This window comes from Nocardioides sp. NPDC092400, assembly GCF_040684155.1.
GTDB lineage: Bacteria > Actinomycetota > Actinomycetes > Propionibacteriales > Nocardioidaceae > Nocardioides.
Genome location: NZ_JBFBFJ010000001.1, coordinates 1,339,530 through 1,362,412 on the forward strand (window position 1 = coordinate 1,339,530; position 22,883 = coordinate 1,362,412).

Annotated in this window: 23 protein-coding genes; 18 read left to right on the top strand and 5 right to left on the bottom strand. The window is 72.3% G+C overall.

The features are described from left to right. Window positions 1-8: 8 nt before the first annotated feature. The 3 genes from AB0N29_RS06640 to AB0N29_RS06650 all read left to right on the top strand — a co-directional run bounded on the left by AB0N29_RS06640 (window position 9) and on the right by AB0N29_RS06650 (window position 3,009). The gene (locus AB0N29_RS06640) at window positions 9-974 is read left to right on the top strand and encodes a tRNA (adenine-N1)-methyltransferase (RefSeq protein ID WP_302271417.1); all 966 of its coding nucleotides are present in this window, start codon (window positions 9-11) and stop codon (window positions 972-974) included. 97 nt (window positions 975-1,071) lie between these two features. Then, entirely contained in the window at window positions 1,072-2,850 is a 1,779-nt protein-coding gene (arc, locus tag AB0N29_RS06645; protein ID WP_364865121.1) for a proteasome ATPase, read from the top strand. Window positions 2,851-2,868: 18 nt separating this feature from the next. Beyond that, on the top strand, window positions 2,869-3,009 hold the full coding sequence (locus tag AB0N29_RS06650; RefSeq protein ID WP_302271421.1) for a hypothetical protein: 141 nt from the start codon (window positions 2,869-2,871) through the stop codon (window positions 3,007-3,009). Here the strand turns inward: AB0N29_RS06650 and AB0N29_RS06655 are convergent. Both AB0N29_RS06655 and AB0N29_RS06660 read right to left on the bottom strand, forming a co-directional pair. Beyond that, entirely contained in the window at window positions 3,006-3,500 is a 495-nt protein-coding gene (locus AB0N29_RS06655) for a YbaK/EbsC family protein (protein ID WP_364865123.1), read from the bottom strand. The genes AB0N29_RS06650 and AB0N29_RS06655 overlap by 4 nt on opposite strands. Beyond that, on the bottom strand, window positions 3,497-4,120 hold the full coding sequence (locus AB0N29_RS06660) for a class I SAM-dependent methyltransferase (protein WP_364865125.1): 624 nt from the start codon (window positions 4,118-4,120) through the stop codon (window positions 3,497-3,499). Before AB0N29_RS06660 ends, AB0N29_RS06655 begins: the two co-directional genes overlap by 4 nt. 39 nt (window positions 4,121-4,159) lie before the next feature. Between AB0N29_RS06660 and dop the strand changes: the two genes are divergently transcribed. The 14 genes from dop (at window position 4,160) to AB0N29_RS06730 (ending at window position 18,741) form a co-directional block, all read left to right on the top strand. Further along, window positions 4,160-5,668: a depupylase/deamidase Dop gene (gene dop / locus AB0N29_RS06665; RefSeq protein WP_302271428.1), complete on the top strand. Its 1,509-nt coding sequence runs from the start codon at window positions 4,160-4,162 to the stop codon at window positions 5,666-5,668. 17 nt (window positions 5,669-5,685) lie between these two features. Next, window positions 5,686-5,883, top strand: coding sequence for a ubiquitin-like protein Pup (locus tag AB0N29_RS06670; protein ID WP_302271430.1), 198 nt, complete (start codon window positions 5,686-5,688; stop codon window positions 5,881-5,883). Beyond that, window positions 5,880-6,749 (top strand): proteasome subunit beta, encoded by an 870-nt coding sequence (gene prcB, locus AB0N29_RS06675; protein ID WP_302271433.1) that lies wholly within the window; start codon window positions 5,880-5,882, stop codon window positions 6,747-6,749. The genes AB0N29_RS06670 and prcB overlap by 4 nt, the downstream gene beginning before the upstream one ends. Further along, complete coding sequence (gene prcA, locus AB0N29_RS06680; protein ID WP_364865129.1) at window positions 6,746-7,504, top strand: proteasome subunit alpha; 759 nt, start codon at window positions 6,746-6,748, stop codon at window positions 7,502-7,504. Before prcB ends, prcA begins: the two co-directional genes overlap by 4 nt. Before the next feature lie 448 nt (window positions 7,505-7,952). Next, complete coding sequence (pafA, locus tag AB0N29_RS06685; protein WP_302271439.1) at window positions 7,953-9,314, top strand: Pup--protein ligase; 1,362 nt, start codon at window positions 7,953-7,955, stop codon at window positions 9,312-9,314. A gap of 105 nt (window positions 9,315-9,419) precedes the next feature. Continuing rightward, window positions 9,420-10,361: an FKBP-type peptidyl-prolyl cis-trans isomerase gene (locus tag AB0N29_RS06690; RefSeq protein ID WP_364865132.1), complete on the top strand. Its 942-nt coding sequence runs from the start codon at window positions 9,420-9,422 to the stop codon at window positions 10,359-10,361. 60 nt (window positions 10,362-10,421) lie between these two features. Beyond that, the gene (locus AB0N29_RS06695) at window positions 10,422-11,423 is read left to right on the top strand and encodes a WYL domain-containing protein (RefSeq protein WP_302271443.1); all 1,002 of its coding nucleotides are present in this window, start codon (window positions 10,422-10,424) and stop codon (window positions 11,421-11,423) included. Then, complete coding sequence (locus AB0N29_RS06700; RefSeq protein WP_364865135.1) at window positions 11,420-12,481, top strand: WYL domain-containing protein; 1,062 nt, start codon at window positions 11,420-11,422, stop codon at window positions 12,479-12,481. Before AB0N29_RS06695 ends, AB0N29_RS06700 begins: the two co-directional genes overlap by 4 nt. Before the next feature lie 8 nt (window positions 12,482-12,489). Then, on the top strand, window positions 12,490-12,756 hold the full coding sequence (gene tatA, locus AB0N29_RS06705) for a Sec-independent protein translocase subunit TatA (protein ID WP_302271446.1): 267 nt from the start codon (window positions 12,490-12,492) through the stop codon (window positions 12,754-12,756). A gap of 79 nt (window positions 12,757-12,835) precedes the next feature. After that, window positions 12,836-13,609, top strand: coding sequence for a twin-arginine translocase subunit TatC (gene tatC / locus AB0N29_RS06710; protein ID WP_364865138.1), 774 nt, complete (start codon window positions 12,836-12,838; stop codon window positions 13,607-13,609). After that, entirely contained in the window at window positions 13,606-14,013 is a 408-nt protein-coding gene (locus tag AB0N29_RS06715; protein ID WP_364865140.1) for a hypothetical protein, read from the top strand. The genes tatC and AB0N29_RS06715 overlap by 4 nt, the downstream gene beginning before the upstream one ends. A gap of 48 nt (window positions 14,014-14,061) precedes the next feature. Further along, window positions 14,062-15,021 carry a DUF389 domain-containing protein gene (locus AB0N29_RS06720; RefSeq protein WP_364865142.1) on the top strand — a complete coding sequence of 320 codons (960 nt, stop codon included), beginning with the start codon at window positions 14,062-14,064 and terminating at the stop codon, window positions 15,019-15,021. A 49-nt stretch (window positions 15,022-15,070) separates the two neighbouring features. Then, window positions 15,071-15,952: a diacylglycerol kinase gene (locus tag AB0N29_RS06725; protein WP_302271452.1), complete on the top strand. Its 882-nt coding sequence runs from the start codon at window positions 15,071-15,073 to the stop codon at window positions 15,950-15,952. Continuing rightward, on the top strand, window positions 15,949-18,741 hold the full coding sequence (locus AB0N29_RS06730; protein WP_364865146.1) for a DEAD/DEAH box helicase: 2,793 nt from the start codon (window positions 15,949-15,951) through the stop codon (window positions 18,739-18,741). Before AB0N29_RS06725 ends, AB0N29_RS06730 begins: the two co-directional genes overlap by 4 nt. Before the next feature lie 143 nt (window positions 18,742-18,884). Here the strand turns inward: AB0N29_RS06730 and AB0N29_RS06735 are convergent, their stop codons facing one another. After that, window positions 18,885-19,541, bottom strand: coding sequence for an SDR family oxidoreductase (locus AB0N29_RS06735; protein ID WP_364865149.1), 657 nt, complete (start codon window positions 19,539-19,541; stop codon window positions 18,885-18,887). A 37-nt stretch (window positions 19,542-19,578) separates the two neighbouring features. After that, window positions 19,579-20,481 carry a 5'-3' exonuclease gene (locus tag AB0N29_RS06740; RefSeq protein WP_364865453.1) on the bottom strand — a complete coding sequence of 301 codons (903 nt, stop codon included), beginning with the start codon at window positions 20,479-20,481 and terminating at the stop codon, window positions 19,579-19,581. 116 nt (window positions 20,482-20,597) lie between these two features. Between AB0N29_RS06740 and AB0N29_RS06745 the strand changes: the two genes are divergently transcribed. Then, the gene (locus AB0N29_RS06745) at window positions 20,598-21,077 is read left to right on the top strand and encodes an Lrp/AsnC family transcriptional regulator (RefSeq protein ID WP_302271458.1); all 480 of its coding nucleotides are present in this window, start codon (window positions 20,598-20,600) and stop codon (window positions 21,075-21,077) included. Window positions 21,078-21,422: 345 nt separating this feature from the next. Here AB0N29_RS06745 and AB0N29_RS06750 read toward each other — a convergent pair whose 3' ends face one another. Further along, complete coding sequence (locus AB0N29_RS06750; RefSeq protein ID WP_364865152.1) at window positions 21,423-22,829, bottom strand: lysine 2,3-aminomutase; 1,407 nt, start codon at window positions 22,827-22,829, stop codon at window positions 21,423-21,425. Window positions 22,830-22,883: the final 54 nt, after the last annotated feature.

Genomic DNA, 22,883 nt, shown 5'->3' on the forward strand with positions numbered 1-22,883 from the left:
TTCCGCGCATGCCCGATGCCCTTCCCGACGTGAACCGTGACGCCTGGTCGGGGGTCCACCGCGGCCCCCTCCGCGAGGGGGAGTGGGTGCGGCTGACCGACCAGAAGGGTCGCCGCCACAACTTCGAGCTCGTGGCGGGCAAGCGCTTCTTCTCCAACCGCGGGCACCTCGAGCACGACGAGCTCATCGGGCGCGAGGAGGGCTTCACCGTCACCTCCTCCGCCGGCGGCGAGTACCTCGTCTTCCGCCCCCTGCTCTCGGAGTTCGTGGTCTCGATGCCGCGCGGCGCCGCGGTGGTCTACCCGAAGGACGCCGCGCAGATCGTCGCGATGGCCGACATCTTCCCCGGCGCCCACGTCGTCGAAGCGGGTGTCGGCTCGGGCGCACTGACCTGCTCGCTGCTGCGCGCCGTCGGGCCCTTCGGCAAGGTCTCGTCCTACGAGCGCCGCGAGGAGTTCGCCGACGTCGCCCGGAAGAACGTCACCCAGTTCTTCGGCGACCCCGAGGGCCGGACCCACCCCGCCTGGCAGCTCACCCTCGGCGACCTCGCCGAGGCGCTGCCCGCCTCCGGCGAGCGCTGCGACCGGATCATCCTCGACATGCTCGCGCCGTGGGAGTGCCTGGACGCCGCCGCGGACGCGCTGGTGCCCGGCGGGATCGTCTGCGCGTACGTCGCCACCACGACGCAGCTGTCGCGGTTCGTCGAGACGGTGCGGCTCCACGGCGGGTTCACCGAGCCGCAGCCGTGGGAGTCGCTCGTGCGCGACTGGCACGTCGAGGGCCTCGCGGTGCGACCCGGCCACAAGATGATCGGCCACACGGCGTTCCTCGTCACCGCACGCCGGATGGCCCCCGGCCAGCGGCCGCCGCTGAAGAAGCGGCGCCCGGCGCCCGGCGCGTACGGCCCCGACTACACCGGTCCCCGGCCCCCCGGCGTCCCGGTGGAGGAGCCCTCGGAGCCCTCGGACGCCTGAGGCGCCACCGCAACCGATTCGTGACCAACCGGGCGGGTTGAGCCCTTCCGTTGTCGGCGACCGCAGGTAGGGTCGCCAGACACGAGGAGGTGCGCCGATGACATCTGACATCCCCAGCTCAGGCAGCAGCAACCCGGGTGGACGCAGCCCGGAGGAGCTCGCGAGCCAGGTCCGCTTCCTGGAGGCCGAGGTCGGTGACCTCCGCCGCCGGCTCAGCGACTCCCCGTCGCACCACCGCGGCCTCGAGCTGCGCCTGGCCGACGCCCAGCGCTCGCTGGCGGCGGTGACGTCCCAGAACGAGCGCCTGGCCAGCACGCTGCGCGAGGCCCGCGACCAGATCATGAAGCTCAAGGAGGAGGTCGACCGGCTGGCCCAGCCGCCGGCCGGCTTCGGCACGTTCCTGGCCCGCAACGACGACGACTCGATCGACGTCTTCACCGGCGGGCGCAAGCTGCGGGTCAACGTGAGCCCCAGCGTCGACCTCGACACCCTGCGCCGCGGCCAGGAGGTCATGCTCAACGAGGCGCTGAACGTCGTCGCCGCGCTCGACTTCGAGCAGGTCGGCGAGGTCGTGATGTTCAAGGAGCTGCTCGCCGACGGCGATCGCGCGCTCGTCATCGCCAACGCCGACGAGGAGCGGGTCGTCCGGATCGCCGAGCCGCTGCGCGAGGAGACCATCCGGGCCGGCGACAGCCTCCTGCTGGACTCTCGCGCCGGCTACGTCTACGAGAAGGTCCCGAAGTCGGAGGTCGAGGAGCTCGTCCTCGAGGAGGTCCCCAACATCGCCTACGAGTCGATCGGTGGCCTCGGCGGCCAGATCGAGCAGATCCAGGACGCCGTCGAGCTGCCCTACCTCTACCCCGAGCTCTTCCGCGAGCACGAGCTCAAGCCGCCCAAGGGCGTGCTGCTCTACGGCCCTCCCGGCTGCGGCAAGACGCTCATCGCCAAGGCGGTCGCGAACTCGCTGGCCAAGAAGGTCGCCGCGCGGCACGGCGTCGACGGCGCCGGCCAGGAGGTGAAGTCCTACTTCCTCAACATCAAGGGCCCCGAGCTGCTGAACAAGTACGTCGGCGAGACCGAGCGGCACATCCGCCTGGTCTTCCAGCGGGCGCGGGAGAAGGCCAGCACCGGCACTCCGGTGATCGTGTTCTTCGACGAGATGGACTCGCTGTTCCGCACGCGGGGGTCGGGCGTCTCCTCCGACGTCGAGAACACCATCGTCCCGCAGCTGCTCAGCGAGATCGACGGCGTCGAGCTGCTCGAGAACGTCCTGGTCATCGGTGCCTCCAACCGCGAGGACATGATCGACCCGGCGATCCTGCGGCCCGGCCGGCTCGACGTGAAGATCAAGATCGAGCGGCCCGACGCCGAGTCCGCCCGCGACATCTTCTCCAAGTACCTCACGCCCAACCTGCCGCTGCACGCCGACGACCTGGCCGAGTTCGGCGGGGACCGGGAGGCGACCGTCGCCGGCATGATCCGGGCGACCGTCGAGAGGATGTACGCCGAGACCGAGGAGAACCGCTTCCTCGAGGTCACCTACGCCAACGGCGACAAGGAGGTCCTCTACTTCAAGGACTTCAACTCCGGCGCCATGATCCAGAACATCGTCGACCGCGCGAAGAAGATGGCGATCAAGGACCTGCTCGACCACGAGCAGCGTGGTCTGCGGATCGCGCACCTGCTGCAGGCGTGCGTGGACGAGTTCAAGGAGAACGAGGACCTCCCGAACACCACGAACCCCGACGACTGGGCGCGGATCTCGGGCAAGAAGGGCGAGCGGATCGTCTTCATCCGCACGCTCATCAGCGGGAAGCAGGGCACCGAGCCGGGTCGTTCGATCGACACCGTGTCCAACACCGGTCAGTACCTCTGACCGTTCGCGCCGGGACCGTTGCGGGTAACGGTCCCGGCGCGGCGGCACACCCCCGAGGCCGCCCGGAGAAAGGACACCCCTGTGTTGAAGATCCTGCTCATCGTGCTCGTGGTCCTGGCGATCCTGTACGTCGCCTCGATGCTGCTCCGGCGCCGCTAGGCGCCGTCGCCGGCCGGTTCGGTGACGTCGGCGACCTGCGCGCCCACCGCGGCGACCAGGTCGTCGGCGTCGACCGACAGCCCGGCGCCGGGCTCGCCGGCGCCGACCGAGATCCGTCCGCGCACCCGGGTGTCGGCGATGACAGGCAGCGCGGTCCGGCTGCCCAGCGGGGTGATCGTCCCTCGGCGGTAGCCGGTCACCTCGAACGCCTCGTCGGCGGAGGCCATCGTCAGCCGGTTGACGGCGAGGAGCGCGCGCAGCCGGGGCCAGGAGATCTGCCGGTCCCCGGGCACCAGCAGGAACCGGTGGTCACCCGCCGACACCCGCACCACCATGGTCTTCACCAGCTGTCGCGGCTCGATGCCTCGGGCGGCGGCCGCCTCCGCCAGCGACGCGGCCGGCCCGTGCCGCACCACCTCGTGCTCGAGCCCCAGCCGCCGGGCGGCCGCTGCGACACGCTCGGCCCCCGTGAGCTGCTGGTCCTCGCTCACGGCGCCACCGCCCGGCCGACGAAGCAGTGGGTCCAGGGCCGGCTCACAGCGGGGCCGGGCAGCCCCACCTCGGTCAGCTCCTCCACCACCAGCCCGGCCGCCTCGACGAGCGCGGGGACGTCGCGGCTGAGGTGGCACCCACCGCACACCGTCCGCTGCACCGGGTCGAGCCGTCGCTGCCACCGGGCCACCCGGTCGTCCGGCGCCAACCCGTGCTCGAGGAGGTGCAGCGCGCCGCCGGGTCGCAGCACCCGACGTACCTCCGCCAGCGCGGCCGCGGGGTCGGGGACGGTGCACAGCGTGAAGGTCGTCAACGCGGCGTCGTACGACGCGTCGGGTGCGTCGAGCCGCTGCCCGTCGAGGCCGGCCCGGCGCACCGGGACCCGACCCGCTCCACGGCGCCCGGCCGACAGCTCCCAGCCGACGTCGGACGGCTCCACCGCGTCGACCGACGCCACCGACGTGGGGTAGCAGGGCAGGTTGAGCCCGCTGCCGAACCCGATCTCCAGGACCCGCCCGGCCAGGCCCTCGCAGGCCGCCTCCCGCAGCACGGTCACGTCGGCGCCGGCGAGCGCCCGGTCGGTCAGGTGCGGGACGACCCGCTCGGTCCACAGGCCCATCCCGGCAGCCTAGGCCCGCCCGCCCCGTAGGCTCGGGCCATGAGCGTGCGGCGCGTGATGGGCACCGAGGTGGAGTACGGCATCTCGGTGACCGGCCAGCCCCTGGCCAACCCGATGGTCGCCTCCTCGCAGGTGGTCAACGCCTACGCGTCCGCGACCACCCAGGCCCGCCGCGCCCGGTGGGACTTCGAGGAGGAGTCGCCGCTGCGCGACGCCCGCGGGTTTGACATGTCCCGCCAGGTCGCCGACGCCAGCCAGCTCACCGACGAGGACCTCGGGCTCGCCAACATCATCCTGACCAACGGCGCCCGGCTCTACGTGGACCACGCCCACCCGGAGTACTCCACACCGGAGGTCACCACCCCGCTCGACATCGTCCGCTGGGACAAGGCGGGGGAGCAGGTGATGCTCGACGCCCAGCGCCGGGCCGCGCAGCTGCCGGGGGGCGCGCCGATCGCGCTGTACAAGAACAACACCGACGGCAAGGGCGCGTCGTACGGCGCGCACGAGAACTACCTGATGCGCCGGTCGACGCCGTTCGCCGAGATCGTCCGGCACCTGACGCCGTTCTTCGTGAGCCGCCAGGTGGTCGCGGGCGCCGGGCGCGTGGGCATCGGCCAGGACGGCCGCACCCACGGTTTCCAGGTCAGCCAGCGTTCGGACTTCTTCGAGGTCGAGGTCGGCCTCGAGACGACGCTCAAGCGGCCGATCATCAACACCCGCGACGAGCCGCACGCCGATCCCGAGAAGTACCGCCGGCTGCACGTCATCATCGGCGACGCCAACCTGGCGGAGGTCTCGACGTACCTCAAGGTCGGCACCACCGCGCTGGTGCTGTCGATGATCGAGGACCGGTTCATCACCGTCGACCTGACCGTGGACGGGCCGGTCTCGGCGCTGCGCGCGGTCTCCCACGACCCGACCCTGAAGCAGACCGTCACGCTCCGCGACGGCCGCCGCCTGACCGCCGTCCAGCTCCAGCTGGAGTACCTCGACCTCGCCCGCAAGTACGTCGAGGACCGGTACGGCGCCGACGCCGACGCCCAGACCCTCGACGTGCTCGCCCGCTGGGAGTCGGTGCTCGACCGGCTCGAGCGCGACCCGATGCTCTGCGCGCGCGAGCTCGACTGGGTCGCGAAGCTCAAGCTGCTGGAGTCCTACCGCTCCCGCGACGGGCTGGACTGGGACGACGCCAAGCTGGCTCTGATAGACCTCCAGTACTCCGACATCCGCCCCGAGAAGGGGCTCTACGCCAAGCTCGTCGCCGGCGGCCGCATCGAGCGGCTGCTCGACGACGCGGCGGTGGTCGCCGCGATGCACGACCCGCCGGAGGACACCCGCGCCTACTTCCGCGGGCGCTGCCTGGAGAAGTACGCCGAGCACGTCGCCGCGGCGTCCTGGGACTCGGTCATCTTCGACCTGCCCGGTCGCGAGTCGCTGCAGCGCGTGCCCACCATCGACCCGTTGCGGGGCAGCCGCGCGCACGTCGGGGCGCTGCTGGACCGATGTGAGACGGCCGAGGACTTGTTCACCGCTCTCACCCGCTGACTGAGTAGGGTCGAGGCATGGCACAGGAGCAGAAGCAGCCGAAGAGGTCCTCGGAGACCGAGGAGGTCGTCGAGACCGCCCCGGAGACCGATGTCGCGGAGCGCAAGGAAGCCCTGGACAGCGATGTCGACGACATCCTCGACGAGATCGACGACGTCCTCGAGACCAACGCCGAGGACTTCGTGAAGTCGTTCATCCAGAAGGGCGGCCAGTGACCGACCCCCGCCTGCCCGCTGCCTACCTGCAGCCGGGCGTCTCGTCGTTCGCCGACTTCCTCGCCGACCAGGCCCCCGACCTGCTCCCCGCGCGCCGAGCGGTGCCCCCGGGCAACGCCGGCGACCTCGCTCCGCACGGCACCACGATCGTTGCGGCGACCTTCCCGGGCGGCGTGGTGATGGCCGGTGACCGCCGCGCCACGATGGGCAACATCATCGCCCAGCGCGACATCCAGAAGGTCTTCCCGGCCGACGAGTTCTCCGCCGTCGGCATCGCCGGCACCGCCGGCCTCGCCGTCGAGATGGTGCGGCTCTTCCAGACCGAGCTCGAGCACTACGAGAAGATCGAGGGCACCACGCTGTCGATGGACGGCAAGGCCAACCGGCTCGCCGCCCTGATCCGCGGGAACCTCGGCATGGCCATGCAGGGGCTCGCGGTCGTGCCGCTCTTCGCCGGCTACGACCTGCAGGCCGGCCAGGGCCGGATCTTCAGCTACGACGTCACCGGCGGCCGCTACGAGGAGACGGCGTTCCACTCGGTCGGCTCCGGCTCGTTGTTCGCCCGCGGGGCGCTGAAGAAGCTCTACCGCGAGGACCTCAGCCCCGAGGACTGCGTGACCGTCGTCGTCCAGGCGCTGTACGACGCCGCCGACGACGACTCCGCCACGGGCGGGCCGGACTTGACCCGCCGGATCTTCCCGGTCGTGCAGGTGATCACCGCCGAGGGCGGCCGCCGGATGTCCGACGAGGAGGTCGCCGCCATCGCCGACCGGGTGATCGCCGGGCGGATGAACCGCCCCGACGGGCCCGCCGCGCCCCTGACCGGTCCCTCGACCGGCCCCTCGACCGGAGGTGACGTGCGATGAGCACCCCGTTCTACGTCTCGCCCGAGCAGCTGATGAAGGACCGGGCGGACTTCGCGCGCAAGGGCATCGCGCGCGGCCGGTCGGTCGTCGCGGTGCAGTACGCCGACGGCGTCCTGTTCGTCTCCGAGAACCCCTCCCAGGCGCTGCACAAGGTCTCCGAGATCTACGACCGGATCGCCTTCGCCGCGGTCGGGCGCTACAACGAGTTCGAGAACCTGCGGATCGCCGGCGTGCGGCTCGCCGACATGCGCGGCTACGCCTACGACCGGCGCGACGTGACCGGCCGCGGGCTGGCCAACGCCTACGCCCAGACGCTCGGCACGATCTTCTCCAGCGGCGGCGAGAAGCCCTACGAGGTGGAGATCTTCGTCGCCGAGATCGGCGACGAGCCGTCCTCGGACCAGATCTACCGCCTCACCTACGACGGCCAGGTCGCCGACGAGCACGGGTACGCCGTCATGGGCGGCGCCGCGGAGGCGGTCACCTCCCACCTCAAGCAGCACTACCGCCAGGGCGCGGGGCTCGAGGAGGCGCTCAAGACCGCGGTCGCCGCGCTCGGGCACACCGACACCGAGGACCGCGTCATCCCGGTCGACGACCTCGAGGTCGCCGTCCTGGACCGCAGCCGCGGCCAGCAGCGGAAGTTCAGCCGCCTGTCCCCGGCTCGGCTCGAGGTGCTGCTCGGCGGCCGCGGCGAGACCTCGCCGTCCCAGGTGCACCCGGAGGACGACCCGCCGGTCGCCCCGCCCGCCTGACCCGCCGCCGGTCGAGCCGGCGAGGCCGTCGAGACCCGGTGACCGTCTCTTCGGCGGTGGGCACCTCACCGGGGGTCTCGACGACGCTCGGCGCCGGCAGCGCGCGGCGCGGCGTACCCGCTTGTCGAGCAGGCGAGCCCCGGCGAGCCGTCGTCGAGGCCCGGTGACCGTCTCTTCGGCGGCGGGTACCTCACCGGGTCTCGACGACGCTCGGCGCTGGCGCGCCTCCCTGCTCGACCAGCAGAGCCGCCCGCTGGTCGAGCAGGCGAGCCTTGGCGAGCCGTCGTCGAGACCCGGTGACCGTCCTTTCGGCGGTGGGCACCTCACGGGGTCTCGACGACGCTCGACCAACGGGCCCGGCGCCGGGGCGCCTCCCGCTCGACCCGCTGGTGCCTGCGTACGTCATCGGTTCCACCCCTGACGACCAGGCGGTGCGTAGTGTGCATCCATGGACCGCCGGATCTTCGGGATCGAGAACGAGTACGGCGTCACGTGCACGTTCAAGGGCCAGCGCCGCCTCTCGCCCGACGAGGTCGCGCGCTACCTGTTCCGCAAGGTCGTGAGCTGGGGCCGCTCGAGCAACGTCTTCCTGCGCAACGGCGCCCGGCTGTACCTCGACGTGGGCAGCCACCCCGAGTACGCCACCCCCGAGTGCGACGACATCACCGAGCTGGTCACCCACGACAAGGCGGGGGAGCGGGTCCTCGAGGGGCTGCTGCTCGACGCCGAGCAGCGGCTCCACGACGAGGGCATCGCCGGCGAGATCTACCTGTTCAAGAACAACACCGACTCGGCCGGCAACTCCTACGGCTGCCACGAGAACTACCTGGTCGGCCGCAGCGGCGAGTTCTCCCGCCTGGCCGACGTGCTGATCCCGTTCCTCGTGACCCGCCAGATCGTCGTGGGCGCCGGCAAGGTGACCCACACCCCGCGCGGCGCCGGCTTCAGCGTCAGCCAGCGTGCGGAGCACATCTGGGAGGGGGTCTCGAGCGCCACCACGCGCAGCCGCCCGATCATCAACACGCGCGACGAGCCGCATGCGGACGCGGAGAAGTACCGCCGCCTCCACGTCATCGTCGGCGACTCGAACATGAGCGAGACCACGACCATGCTCAAGGTCGCCAGCTGCGACCTGGTGCTGCGCATGATCGAGGAGGGGGTCGTGATGCGCGACCTCACCATGGAGAACCCGATCCGGGCCATCCGCGAGATCTCCCACGACGTCACCGGGACGCGCAAGGTGCGCCTCGCGAACGGCCGGGAGGCGAGCGCGCTGGAGATCCAGGGGGAGTACCTCTCCAAGGCCCGTGACTTCGTGGACCGCCGCGGGATCAGCACCCCGGTCATCGAGCAGGCCCTCGACCTGTGGGAGCGCGGGCTGAAGGCGATCGAGTCCGACGACCTCGGCCTGGTCGACCGCGAGATCGACTGGGTCATCAAGTGGAAGCTCATCGAGGCCTACCGCGCCAAGCACGGCCTCCCGCTGGGGCACCCGCGGATCGCGCAGCTCGACCTCGCCTACCACGACATCCATCGGGGCCGGGGGCTCTACTACCTGCTGGAGAAGCGGGGCAAGGTCGCCCGGGTGACCACCGACCTGAAGATCTTCGAGGCCAAGTCGGTGCCGCCGCAGACCACCCGTGCCCGGCTGCGCGGTGAGTTCATCCGCAAGGCGCAGGAGCGCCGGCGCGACTTCACCGTCGACTGGGTGCACCTCAAGCTCAACGACCAGGCGCAGCGCACCGTGCTGTGCAAGGACCCGTTCCGGGCGTACGACGAGCGGGTGCAGCGGCTCATCGACGGCATGTGACCCGGCCGGCGGCCGGCGTCGTGGCGGGCCTCGTCCAGGGTTCTCTCAGCCACCGCTTGTAGGGTGGCGCCGCTCCGACCCGCCCAGCTCCTGAAGGTGAACTCCGTGTATCGACGTCTGCGTCGTCCTGCTCTTGTCCTGCTGCCGGCCCTGCTGGCCGCCTCGCTGACCGCGTGCGGCGACGACGAGGGCGAGGGGACCACCTCCGGCGACCGCGAGCGGCTCGACGCCGTCAGCGTCTCCGGTGACGTCGGTGAGCAGCCGAAGGTCGAGTGGAAGGGCACGATGTCCGCCGACGACATCGAGACCGAGACCCTCGTCGAGGGCGACGGCGAGGAGCTCGAGGACGGCGACCAGGTCGTCACCAACATCTGGATCGGCAACGGCTTCACCCAGGAGAAGTCCTACAGCACCTACGACGACAAGCAGCCCCAGACGCTGACGGTCGGCGACGACCTCGCGCCGATCTTCGCCGACGTGCTCGACGGCCAGAAGCTGGGCTCGCGCGTCGCGGTCACGGCCTCGGCCGACGAGGCCTTCGGCGAGGCCGGCAACCCGGGCCTGAACATCGCCAACAAGGACTCGGTCCTGGTTCTCGTCGACCTGGTCGAGGAGTACGTCCCGCCGAAGCCCGAGGACGTCGGCGCCGGTCAGGTCCCCCGCATCGTCTTCGGCGCGAAGGGCGACCCGGTCCGGCTGGACTTCAAGGGCCTGCCCAAGCCCGACGCCAAGGGCGACCTGCTGCGCCACGTCGTCCGCGAGGGCAAGGGCAAGACGCTCACCGAGGACAGCACGGTCAAGGCCGACTACCTCGGCATGGTGTACGGCGGCGGCAAGCCGTTCGACGAGAGCTTCTCCAAGCAGCCCGCCGAGTTCTCCCTGCAGCAGGTCGTGCAGGGGTGGACCCTCGGCCTCTCCGGCCTCAAGGTCGGCAGCCGCGTCCTGCTCTCGATCCCGCCGGACCTCGGCTACGGTGACCAGGAGCAGCCGGGCATCCCGGCCGGCAGCACGCTCTACTTCGTCGTGGACATCGTCTCCGCGAAGTGACGCGTCGCGACGCCCCGGCCGCCCGCGGCCGGGGCGTACGCAGGTGAGTGGAGGAGTGCGGTGAGCGGGACGACCGGCAAGAAGACCGAGCGCCTGCTCAACCTGTTGATCATGCTGCTCGTCCAGCGCCGGTTCGTGCCCAAGGAGCGGATCCGGTCGATCCTCTACCCGGGCACCAGCGACGAGGCGTTCGAGAAGATGTTCGAGCGCGACAAGGACGAGCTGCGCTCGCTCGGCGTGCCGATCGAGGTGGGGCAGATCGACGCCTACTTCGACGACGAGCCGGGCTACCGCATCCGTCCCGACGAGTTCGCGCTGCCCGCGATCGACCTAGAGGCCGACGAGGCCTCGGTCATCGCCCTGGCGACCAAGGTGTGGGAGCACGCGCGGCTGGCCGACGCCACGACCGAGGCGGTCCGCAAGCTGGTCGCGCTCGGCGTGCCCGTCGACGTCAGTGCCCTCGACATCGTCGAGCCGCGGCTGAGCGCCGACGAGCCGTCGTTCGACGTGTTCCTCGAGGCCACCACCGAGCGGACGCCGGTGGAGTTCGAGTACCTCCGCAGCGGTGCGACCACGCCGACGCTGCGGCACCTGCAGCCGTGGGGCGTCGCGCGCTACTCGGGCCGCTGGTACGTCGTGGGCCTCGACACCGACCGCGGCGCCGAGCGCGTCTTCCGGCTCTCCCGCGTCCAGGGGCAGGCCCGCCGGACCGGCGAGCCGGGGTCGTACGACGTCCCGCCGGGCACCGACGTGCGGGCCGTCGCCCGCCGGCTGGCGCCACCGCCGAGCAGCGACCGCACCGTCGTGCTGGTGCGCGCCGGCGCCGGGCACGCACTGCGCCGCAACGCCGACGAGACCGAGGCCGGCGTGCCCGGCCCCGACGACCGGACCCCGTGGGACCGGCTGGTGCTGACCCGGGGAATCCCCGGCGCGGCCGACGAGATCCTGGCCCACGGGGCCGACGTGCTGGTCGAGGAGCCCGCGTGGCTGCGCGACCAGGTCGTCGAGCGGCTGACCGCGGCCGTCGCCCTGGCCGGCGCGACCTCGGAGCAGGTGTCGTGAGCCCGCGACGCACCACCCCGGCGCCGGCGAAGCAGCCGGCCAGCGGTGCCAAGGACCAGGTCGCGCGGCTGCTGGCGCTCGTGCCGTACCTCCACGCCCACGACCAGGTCCGCGTCGACGACGCGGCGGCGGCCCTCGGCGTGCCGGCCGACCAGGTCGTCAAGGACCTCAAGGTGCTGCTGATGGTCGGCCTGCCGGGCGGCTACCCCGACGACCTGATCGACGTCGACCTGGACTCCCTCGAGGGACCGGAGGCCGACGGGGTCATCCGGATCTCCAACGCCGACTACCTCGCCCGACCGCTGCGGCTGACCCCGACGGAGGCGACGGCGATCATCGTGGCGCTCCGCGCACTGCGCGGCGGCGCCGGCGAGGAGACGCGCGAGATCGTCGACCGCGCGCTGGGCAAGCTCGAGGCGGCCGCGGCCGAGGCGGCTCCCCGGGTGGACCCCGGCCTCGACGCCGCGGACGTCGACCTCGCGCTGCGCGCCACCCGGCTCCAGCAGGCGGCCGACCGACGCCGGCAGGTCCGGATGACCTACTGGGTGCCGAGCCGCGACGAGCAGTCCGAGCGGGTGGTCGACCCGCGCGGGGTGGTGAACCACCACGGGTGGTCCTACCTGGACGCGTGGGACCACGGCGCCGAGGCCCCGCGCCTCTTCCGGCTGGACCGGATCCGCGACCTCGAGGTGCTCGACCGGCCGATCGATACCGAGCCGGCGGCGCCGCGCGACCTCAGCGAGGGGATCTTCAGCCAGTCCGACGAGACCCGTCGGGTGACCCTGCGGCTGGAGCCGCCCGCGCGGTGGGTGACCGAGTACTACCCGGTCGAGGACGTCCGCACCGGCGCGGACGGCTCGCTCGAGGTGGACCTCGTCGTGGCCGAGGACCGGTGGCTGCTCCGGCTGCTGCTGCGGCTCGCGCCGCACGCGCAGGTCGTCGTACCCCGAGAGTTCACCGAGACGTTCAGGGCGGCGGCACAGGATGCGCTCAGCCTCTACGACCAACCGGGCGTAGGATGGTCGACGACACACCGCCCGGCTCCACAGCACCCGTGAGGATCCTCATGCTCCCGCTCGTCGCAGGCCTCGGCACCACCGAGCTGCTCATCATCCTGGCCGTGCTGATCCTGCTGTTCGGTGCCTCCAAGCTCCCCGAGCTGGCCCGCGGCAGCGGTCGCGCCCTGCGCATCTTCAAGGCCGAGACCAAGGGCCTGATGGACGACGACGAGGACGAGGCGGCCAAGACGCCCGAGCAGCGCGAGATCGAGGCTCGCCAGCAGGCGCTGCTGGACGCCGAGACCGAGCGCCAGCGCCGCGGCGACACCGCCTGATCCGGGTCGCTTGTCCATCTCCGGGGTCTTCGACCTCTTCCGGGGTCGACCGCACCACCCGGTGGGCGCGGACGGCCGCATGGCGCTGTCCGACCACCTCCGTGAGCTCCGGGCGCGGCTGCTCAAGGCGGTCGTGTTCTTCCTCATCGCCTTCGCGGTCGGCCTGGTCTTCTACGACCCCTACCTGCTCGACCTGATCCTCGACCCGTACTACGACGCCCAAGCGGCCCTGCCCGGCGTCGAGACCAAGGCGTACATCGCCTCGGCCGGCGGCCCGCTCCTGCTGCAGCTGAAGCTCGCCGGCGTCGCGGCGATCGTCGCGAGCAGCCCGTTCTGGCTCTACCAGATCTGGGCGTTCATCGTGCCGGGCCTGCACGCCCACGAGCGGCGCTGGACGCGGGTCTTCGCCGCGATCGCCGGGCCGATCTTCATCATCGGCGTCGCGACCGGCTACTACGTGCTGCCCAAGGGCCTCGAGGTCCTCATCGGCTTCACCCCCGAGGGCCTGGAGAACCTCGTCGAGTTCGGCGAGTACTTCGGCTTCTTCACCCGGATGCTGCTCGTCTTCGGCGTCGCCTTCGAGATCCCGCTGTTCGTCATCATGCTCAACCTGGCGGGGGTGGTGACCGGCAAGGCGCTCGGCCGGTACCGCCCCTGGATCATCATCGGCACGTTCGTCTTCGCCGCCGTGGCCACGCCGTCGACCGACCCCTTCTCCATGCTGATGCTCGCGCTCCCGATGCTCGTGCTCTTCGTGGTGGCCGAGGTGGTCGCCCGGCTGGTCGACCGCTCCCGCGGGCGCGGTGCCGGGAGCACCGACCAGTGGGACGACGACGCGCTGTCGCCGCTGTGACGCCCGCGCCGCTCGCGCCGCAGGACCCCTTCGGCCTCCCGGACTGGCTGGGGGAGGGCGACGTGCTCTGGACCCCCGAGGCCGGCGTCCGCACCGGCCACCTCGTGCGTGGCACCCTCGAGGGAGGCGCCGAGGAGCTCCCCTGCGACCTGCTGGCCCTCGACGAGGCGTGGCCGGCGCCCGTCGCCGACGAGGACGCTCGTCGACGCGCACACCAGGCCTGGCGCCACGGCCAGGTCGACCTGGTGCGCCGCGACGACCGGCTCGCGCTGGCCGTGCCGGGGACGGCGTTCACCGCCGACCGCGTCCTCGACGCCCTCGAGCGGCTGGCGCGGGCCGTGGGTGCGGACCCCGACCGCTACGCCGCGCTCCTGCGCATCGGCAGCGACCGCCGCTCCCACTAGGGCGACGGCACCGCGCCTGCCCGGTCGGCGGGGTGCACACTGCGTGTCGTGCTGCACCTGCGGATCACCTCCCCGGCCGCGCTGACCGACCAGGTCGTCGCGGTCTTCGACGACGACCCCGCCGTCAGCCAGCTCGCGGTCATGGCGGGCGCCTCGGTCCGCCCGGCCGGCGACATCGTGCTCGTCGACGTGGCCCGGGAGGCCGCGAACGACCTCCTCGACCGGCTCGACCGGCTCGGGCTCCCCGAGTGCGGGACGATCCACGTCGAGCCCGTGACGACCTGGGTCTCCCGCGCCGGCTACGACGCCGAGCGGCACACACCGGGGTCCAGCGCCGACGCCGTGGTCTGGGCCGACGTCACCCAGCGGGCGTACGAGGAGTCCGAGCTGAACTGGACCTACCTGGCGTTCATGACCCTCGCGACGCTGCTCGCCTCGGTCGCGATCGTCGTCGACTCCCAGGTGCTGGTGATCGGCGCGATGGTCCTGGGGCCGGAGTTCGTGGCCATCGCCGCGCTGGGCCTGGCGGCGGTGCGCCGCCGCGGCACCCTCTTCGCGCGGGCGGCCCGGACGCTGGTGGTCGGCTTCGCCGCCGCGATCGGCACCGCGACCCTCGCCGCGCTGGCGGCGCGGTGGCTCGGCTGGGTGCACGCCTCGGACGTGACGGGGGACCGGCCGGGGACCGACTTCATCTACTCGCCGGACCGGTGGTCCTTCGTGGTGGCGCTCATCGCCGCCGCCGCGGGCGTGCTGTCCCTGACCTCGGCGAAGGTCGGCGGCCTGTCGGGCGTCTTCATCTCCGTCACCACGGTGCCTGCGGCCGGCAACGTCGCGCTCGGCGTGGCGTTCGGGGCGACCGAGGAGATCGTCGGCAGCGTGCTCCAGCTGGCCGTGAACATCGGCGGGATGGTGCTCGCCGGCTGGGCCACCCTGGCCCTCCAGCAGGTCGTGTGGGCCCGGATGGCGCGCCACCGGTCCCGCCGGCTCGCGCACGACCCGATCGGCTGATCGACCGATCGGCGTCGGTGGGTGCCGCCTCGGCGGTAGGTTCCTGCGCGTGGCCGGCAGCTCCCGCGAGATCGCGCTCCTGACCAACCCCTCCGCCGGCAAGGGCCGCGGCGCGCGCCACCGCACGGCCGCGCTGGGGCGGTTCCGCGACGCCGGCCTGTCCGTCCGGGACCTCGTCGGCCGCGACGCCGACGAGGCGCGGGACCTGGCGCACGCCGCCGTCGCCGACGGCGTCGAGGCGGTCGTGGTCTGCGGCGGTGACGGGATGACGCACCTCGCCGTCCAGGTGCTCGCCGGCACCGGCGTCCCCCTCGGCCTGGTCCCGGCCGGCACCGGCAACGACGTGGCGAGGTCCCTCGACCTGCCGCGGACCGACCCGCTCGCGGCGGCCGACCGGGTCCTCGCGGGCCGCACCCGCACCATCGACCTCGCGCGGTCGGGCTCGCGGTACTTCGTCAGCGTGCTCGCCGCCGGGTTCGACGCGATCGTCAACGAGCGCGCGAACGCCATGACGTGGCCGCGCGGCCAGATGCGCTACAACCTCGCCACCCTCGCCGAGCTGCGCGTCTTCGAGCCGCTGCCGTACACGATCGAGGTCGACGGGCACCGGATCCGCACCGACGCCATGCTCGTGGCGGTCGGCAACGGCCCCTCCTTCGGCGGCGGGCTGCGGATCACCGAGGGCGCCTTGCTCGACGACGGCATGCTGGACGTCGTGATCATCAAGCCGCTGAGCAAGGCCGGCCTCGTGCGGGCCTACCCCCGCCTGTTCGCCGGCACCCACACCCGCTTGCCGCAGTACGAGCACCACCGGGCGCGCCGCGTGACCGTGGCCGCACCGGGGATCGTGTCGTACGCCGACGGCGAGCGGTTCGGCCCGCTGCCCCTGACCGTCGAGTCCGCGCCCGGCGCGCTTACCGTTCTCGCATGAGCGCCGAGGAGCCCGAGACCGACCAGCTCAGCCCCGCGCAGCGCTACGCGGCGTACCGCGCGACCAAGCAGCACCCCGTCCTCAAGGACTTCCGGGCCCTCCACGAATTCCCCCTCGACGACTTCCAGGTGCGCGCCTGCGAGCACATCGAGGAGGGCCGCGGCGTGCTCGTCGCCGCGCCCACCGGGTCCGGCAAGACGATCGTCGGCGAGTTCGCGATCCACCTGGCGCTCGCGACCGGGCGCAAGGCGTTCTACACGACGCCGATCAAGGCGCTGTCGAACCAGAAGTACAACGACCTCGTCCGGCGCTACGGGCCCGAGCAGGTCGGCCTGCTGACCGGCGACAACGTCGTCAACGGCGAGGCACCGATCGTGGTGATGACCACGGAGGTGCTGCGCAACATGCTCTACGCGGGGTCGCGCACGCTGATCGGCCTCGGCTACGTCGTGATGGACGAGGTGCACTACCTCGCCGACCGGTCACGCGGCGCTGTCTGGGAGGAGGTCATCATCCACCTCCCCGAGTCGGTCTCGCTGGTGTCGCTCTCGGCGACGGTCTCCAACGCCGAGGAGTTCGGCGAGTGGCTCGAGACCGTCCGCGGCGACACCGCCACCATCGTGGAGGAGAAGCGGCCCGTGCCGCTCTACCAGCACGTGATGGTGGGCCGCCGGCTGCTCGACTTGTTCGCCTCCTCCGACGTCGACGCGGCGGCGGGCTTCGTCAAGGAGGGCGCTCCGGTCAACGACGAGCTGATGAAGGTGGCCCGCGACGACTGGGCGGCGTCCCGCATCAAGGACCGCCGCTCCGCGCGGGGCTCGGGTGCCCGGGGAGCCCGCCAGGTCGGGAACGGCCGGCGCGTGTGGATCCCCAGCCGGTACGACGTGATCGACCGGCTCGAGCGGGAGAACCTGCTGCCGGCCATCGTCTTCATCTTCAGCCGCGTGGGCTGCGACGCGGCCGTCACCCAGTGCCTCAACGCCGGGGTCCGGCTCACCACGCCCGCCGAGCGCGACGAGATCCACGCCTACGTCGAGGAGGCCACCCGGCACCTGGCCAAGGAGGACCTGCACGTCCTGGGCTACCACGACTTTCTTGAGGGGCTGACCCGCGGCGTCGCCGCCCACCACGCGGGCATGCTGCCGGCGTTCAAGCAGTGCGTGGAGGAGATGTTCCTCCGCGGGCTGTGCAAGGTGGTCTTCGCGACCGAGACGCTCGCGCTCGGCATCAACATGCCTGCTCGCACGGTCGTCATCGAGAAGCTCACCAAGTGGAACGGCGAGAACCACGCCGACATCACGCCGGGGGAGTACACCCAGCTCACCGGTCGCGCCGGCCGTCGCGGGCTCGACGTCGAGGGCCACGGCGTGGTCATGTGGCAGCCGGGCATGAACCCGCGCGAGCTCGCCGGCCTGGCCTCCACCCGCACCTACCCGCTCCGGTCGTCGTTCCGCCCGTCGTACAACATGGCGGTCAACCTGGTGAACCAGTTCGGCCGGGCGCGGTCCCGCGAGCTGCTCGAGCAGTCCTTCGCCCAGTTCCAGGCCGACAAGGCCGTCGTCGGCCTGGCCCGCCAGCTGCGCAAGAGCGAGGACGCGCTGCAGGGCTACCGCGACGCCGCGCAGTGCCACCTCGGCGACTTCATGGAGTACGCCGGGCTCCGCCGCCGCATCTCGGACCTGGAGAAGGACGCCAGCCGCGCACGCCGGCAGGACCGTCGCGACGAGGTGATCGCCTCCCTCGCGCGGCTCAAGGTCGGCGACGTGATCGACGTGCCGTCGGGGAAGTTCGCCGGGTACGCCGTCGTGGTCGACCCCGGCTACAGCGACGAGGGCCCGCGGCCCTACGTCGTCACCCTGGACCGCCAGGCGCGCCGGCTCGGGATGATCGACTTCCAGACGCCGGTGGAGTCGCTCGCCCGGCTGCGGGTGCCGCGCAGCTTCAACGGGCGCAACCCGCAGATGCGCCGGGACCTCGCTGCGGCGCTGCGCACCCGGACCCGCGACCTGCCCCCCGCCCAGCTGCGGCGGAAGTCCTCGCCCGGCGACGCCGGGCTGGACCCCGAGGTGGCCGAGCTGCGCCGGAAGCTCAAGGAGCACCCGTGCCACGCGTGCCCGGAGCGGGAGGACCACAGCCGCTGGGCCGAGCGCTACTTCAAGCTCGAGCGCGACGCCCAGACCCTCGCCCGGCGGGTGGAGCAGCGGACCAACACGGTGGCGCGCCAGTTCGACCGCGTCTGCGACGTGCTCACCGTCCTGGACTACCTCCAGGGCGAGGAGGTCACCGACCGCGGTCGGCACCTGATGCGGATCTACTCCGACATGGACCTGCTGGCCGCCGAGTGCATGCGCAACGGGCTCTGGGACGACCTCACCGCCTCCGAGCTCGCGGCCGTCCTGTCGGTGCTGGTCTTCGAGGCCCGCCGCGCCGACGACCAGTCCTCCCCGCGCATCCCCGGTGGCCGCGTCCGCGGGGTCGTCGAGGAGATGGGCCGGCTGTGGGGGGACCTCGACCGGCTCGAGAAGGAGCACCGGCTCGACTTCCTGCGCCAGCCCGACCTCGGCTTCGCCTGGATGGCCTACCGCTGGGCCGAGGGCGACGAGCTCGACGACGTGCTGGGCGCCTCCGAGCTCGCCGCCGGCGACTTCGTGCGCTGGATGAAGCAGCTGCTCGACCTCGCGGGCCAGGTCGCCGACGCGGCGGGCGACACCCCGCTCCGCGGCACCGCCCGCGACGTCGTCAAGCGCCTGCGCCGCGGCGTCGTGGCGTACTCCGGCCTGGCGGACTGACGCCCCGCTGCTGGTCCGGTCGGGCGGTCGCTGCGGCTGGTGGACGCCCGGCGGGGGGGTAGTCCGGCACACCTGCGCCCCGGAACGGTCCCGCAAGGGCGCTCGCGTGGCGGACTACCCCGCTGGGCGGGACCGCGGAGGGGTCAGGACGCGGCGGCGACCGCGTCCGCGATCGGGGTGTCGCCGCCGACCAGCTCCCACTGGTGGCCGATGGTGGCGTCCTCGTCCAGGCAGACGGCGAGCACGCCGGCCACGTCGGAGCGGGTCACCTCGCCGCGCTCGACGGACTCGGCGAGGGTGACCAGGCCGGTCCCGGGGTCGTCGGTGAGGGCGCCGGGGCGGATGATCGTCCAGGCCAGCCCGCTCTCTCGCAGGGCGGCGTCGGAGTCGCGCTTGGCCTCGACGTACACCCTCCAGACGTCCTCGGCGTCGTCGGGGAGGGGCTCGTCGACGCCGATGGCCGAGACCTGGACGAAGCGCTCGATGCCGGCCGTACGGGCGCCCTCGATCGACTTCAGGGAGCCGCCGAGGTCGACGGTGCGCTTCCGCTCCACGTTGCCGTCGGGGCCACCACCCGCGGCGAAGACCACCGCGTGGCAGCCCTCGAAGGCCTCGGCGAACGCCGCGGCGTCCTGCTGCTCGATGTCGAGCATCCGCACGACCGCGCCCTTCTCCTCCAGCTCGTCGCGGTACTCCTCCTTGCGGACGAGCGCGACGGGCGTGTGCCCGCGCGCGGCGAGCGTCGTGATGAGGTGCTGGGCCACCTTGCCGTGGCCCCCGACGATGGCGATCTGACTCATGCACCCCACCGTACGGACGCGCCGGTGAGGTCCCCCGTCAGCGAGCCAGGACCGCGGTGAGCCGCTCGACGGGGCTGCCGAGAGCCCACTTCTCGGCCAGGGCGGCGAGCCGCTCGGGGTCGCGTGGTGTCGTCGGCAGCGACGTGCGGGAGCGGTCGAGGTCGATGTCCCGCGCGACGGCGACGACCCGCGGTGCGACCTCGAGGTAGTCGGCGGCGGCGGCGAGCTTGGCGCGCGGGCCGGGCCCCATGCCGGAGTCCGGGTCGAGGGCCGCCGCCCGGATGCCCGCCATGTCGCCGTGGCGCCCGAGCAGGCTCGCGGCGGTCTTGTCACCGACACCGGCGACACCGGGGAGGCCGTCGGAGGCGTCCCCGCGGAGCGTGGCGAAGTCGGCGTACTGGCGGGCGTCGACGCCGTACTTCGCCCGCACCCAGTCGTTCGTCACCCGCTCGTGGTTGCCGACCCCCCGCGCGATGTAGAGGACCCGCACGTCCGCCTCGTCGTCGACCAGCTGGAACAGGTCCCGGTCACCGGTCACCACGTCGACGGGCTGGCCGGCCCCGGTGGCCAGGGTGCCGATGACGTCGTCGGCCTCGTAGCCGTCCGCACCCAGCACGCAGATGCCGAAGGCCTCCAGCACCTCGCGGATGATCGGCACCTGGACGCCCAGCGGGTCGGGGACCTCCTCGACGTCGGGGGAGCCCGCGACCTCCTCGACGACCCGGTGCGCCTTGTACGACGGCAGCAGGTCGACCCGCCACTGCGGCCGCCAGTCGTTGTCCCAGCAGCAGACCAGGTCGGTCGGTCGGTAGTCGTCGACCAGCCGGCTGATGAAGTCCAGCAGGCCGCGGACCGCGTTGACCGGCGTACCGTCCGGCGCCTTGATCTCCGGCACGCCGAAGAAGGCCCGGAAGTACATGGAGGCGGTGTCGAGGAGCATCAGGCGGCCGGGCTGGGTGGTCACGGGCGCATCCTGTCAGAACCTGAGCAGGCGCCGTCGCCACCGATCCGGACGCCCGCACCCGCCGGGCGCCCGGCGTGGCTAGGGTGGCCGCCGTGAGCGCTCCCGACGTCGAGGCAACCGACCGGCACATCCTCGAGCTGCTCGCGACCGACGGACGGATGTCCTTCACCGACCTCGGCAAGGCGACCGGCCTGTCCACCTCGGCGGTCCACCAGCGGGTCAAGCGCCTCGAGCAGCGGGGCCTGATCCTCGGGTACGGCGCGACGGTCGACCACGAGCAGGTCGGGCTGCCGCTGACGGCGTTCATCTCGATCCGCCCGATCGACCCTTCCCAGCCCGACGACTCCCCGGACCGGCTCCGCGCGATCAGCGAGATCGAGTCCTGCTGGTCGGTCGCGGGGGAGGAGTCCTACATCCTCAAGGTCAGGACCGAGACGCCGTCGGCCCTGGAGGGCCTGCTGGCGCGCATCCGCGCCGCCGCCAACGTCTCCACCCGCACGACGATCGTGCTCAACACGTTCTACGAGAACCGCCCGGTCCGGGGCGCCGAGCCGGAGGTCGACGAGGGCTGACGGCCGCCGGTCGAGCAGCGGGCAGGGTCGCTGGGCAAGGCCGTGGGTACCTCACCGGGTCTCGACGACGGCTCGCTGGCGCTCGCCTGCTCGACCAACAGGACCTCACCGCTGGTCGAGCAGCGAAGGCCCGCTAGGGCGTGAGCGTCGTCGAGACCCCGCGAGCGGCCTGGGGCGGTGGGTACCTCACCGGGTCTCGACGACGGCTCGCTGGCGCTCGCCTGCTCGACCAACAAGACGTCACCGCTGGTCGAGCAGCGGGCAGGGTCGCTGGGCAAGGCCGCGGGTACGTCACTGGGTCCCGACGACGGCTCGCTGGCGCTCGCCTGCTCGACCAACAGGCGGTCAGGTCAGGGAGAGCTGGGCGTCGACGGCGGCCCGCTCGGCCCACCAGGCGCGTCCGGCGGCGGGCAGGGTGTGGATCGGGTCGTAGTAGTCGTAGGTGCGGGTGAGCGCCTCGGGGTCGGCCGCCTCGATCGACGTGCGGTAGTTCTTCGTCCACGACGAGACGCCGCGCTCGGTGTCGTACGCCGTCACCTGGTGCACCCACCGCTTGCCGACGAACGGCACGTCGCAGACGATCCGCGGCGTCGCGAAGCCGGGGAGGTAGCCCATGATCGCGGTCTGCAGGCGCTGGGCGTCGGCCAACGAGACCCGCCAGTGCTCGGCGGCGGGGATCATGTCGCACATGTAGAAGTAGTACGGCGTGATCCCGGCGCCGTCGAGCAGGCCGAAGCACAGGTCGAGCAGGGCGTGCGGGTCGGCGTTCACGCCGTCGAGGAGGACGCCCTGGTTGCGCACGTCGCGCACGCCGGCCTCGAGCATCGCCCGGGCGGCGTCGGCGACGAGCGGCGTCACCGAGTGCGCGTGGTTGGCGTGGGTGTGGATGGCGAGCGCGACCCCGCGGGAGCGGGCGAGGGTGGCCACCCGCTCCACGCCGGCGCGGACCTCGTCCTGCAGCCAGTGCTGCGGCAGGCCGATCAGCGCCTTGGTGGCCAGCCGGATGTCACGGATGTTCTCGACCTCGAGCAGCGCGGTCACGAACGCCTCGAGGCGGGGCCACGGCATGTTGGCCACGTCCCCGCCGGAGACGACGACGTCGCGGACGCTCGGCGTACGACGCAGGTAGTCGACCATCGCCTCGAGCCGGTCGTTCGGCTTGGCGAGGAACTTCAGCTTGTCGACGGCGGGGGTGGAGTTGCCGACGAGGTCCATCCGCGTGCAGTGGCCGCAGTACTGCGGGCAGGTCGGCAGCAGCTCGGCGAGGACCTTGGTCGGGTAGCGGTGGGTCAGCCCCTCGGCCACCCACATGTCGTGCTCGTGGAGCGAGTCGCGGCTCGCGTAGGGGTGCGAGGGCCAGTCGGTGCGCCGGTCGGAGAACACCGGGATCATGTAGACCCGCAACGGGTCGCCGTAGAAGGCCTCGGTCAGGGACCCGGGCCCGGCGGGCGTCGCGTGGGGGACCATCGTGTTGAGCATCTGCGGGGGCACGAGCATCGACATGGTCGCGCGCTCGCGCTGGTCGCGCTCGAGGTCGGCGTAGAAGCGCTCGTCGAGCAGGTCGCCCATCAGGTCACGCAGCTGCTTGACGTTCTTGACGCAGTGCGAGCGCTGCCACTGCACCGACTCCCAGTCGGCCCGGGTGACGTCGCGCCAGCCGGGGAAGCGTGTCCAGTCGGGCTCGACCAGCTCGACCCGGCGGTAGGGGTAGGGCTGGCCGGTCTCCAGGCCGATGGAGGTCTCGATGCTCATGGCGGCACGTTAACGTCATCTTTGCGGCACCACCACCACCACGCCGGAAGATCT

Excerpts from the sequence above, each read along its gene's own strand:
- AB0N29_RS06640 (WP_302271417.1), top strand. The coding sequence starts at position 9 with ATGCCCGATGCCCTTCCCGACGTGAACCGTGACGCCTGGTCGGGGGTC.
- arc (WP_364865121.1), top strand. The coding sequence starts at position 1,072 with ATGACATCTGACATCCCCAGCTCAGGCAGCAGCAACCCGGGTGGACGC.
- AB0N29_RS06660 (WP_364865125.1), bottom strand. The coding sequence starts at position 4,120 with ATGGGCCTGTGGACCGAGCGGGTCGTCCCGCACCTGACCGACCGGGCG.
- dop (WP_302271428.1), top strand. The coding sequence starts at position 4,160 with ATGAGCGTGCGGCGCGTGATGGGCACCGAGGTGGAGTACGGCATCTCG.
- AB0N29_RS06670 (WP_302271430.1), top strand. The coding sequence starts at position 5,686 with ATGGCACAGGAGCAGAAGCAGCCGAAGAGGTCCTCGGAGACCGAGGAG.
- prcA (WP_364865129.1), top strand. The coding sequence starts at position 6,746 with ATGAGCACCCCGTTCTACGTCTCGCCCGAGCAGCTGATGAAGGACCGG.
- pafA (WP_302271439.1), top strand. The coding sequence starts at position 7,953 with ATGGACCGCCGGATCTTCGGGATCGAGAACGAGTACGGCGTCACGTGC.
- tatA (WP_302271446.1), top strand. The coding sequence starts at position 12,490 with ATGCTCCCGCTCGTCGCAGGCCTCGGCACCACCGAGCTGCTCATCATC.
- tatC (WP_364865138.1), top strand. The coding sequence starts at position 12,836 with ATGGCGCTGTCCGACCACCTCCGTGAGCTCCGGGCGCGGCTGCTCAAG.
- AB0N29_RS06730 (WP_364865146.1), top strand. The coding sequence starts at position 15,949 with ATGAGCGCCGAGGAGCCCGAGACCGACCAGCTCAGCCCCGCGCAGCGC.
- AB0N29_RS06735 (WP_364865149.1), bottom strand. The coding sequence starts at position 19,541 with ATGAGTCAGATCGCCATCGTCGGGGGCCACGGCAAGGTGGCCCAGCAC.
- AB0N29_RS06740 (WP_364865453.1), bottom strand. The coding sequence starts at position 20,481 with ATGCTCCTCGACACCGCCTCCATGTACTTCCGGGCCTTCTTCGGCGTG.
- AB0N29_RS06750 (WP_364865152.1), bottom strand. The coding sequence starts at position 22,829 with ATGAGCATCGAGACCTCCATCGGCCTGGAGACCGGCCAGCCCTACCCC.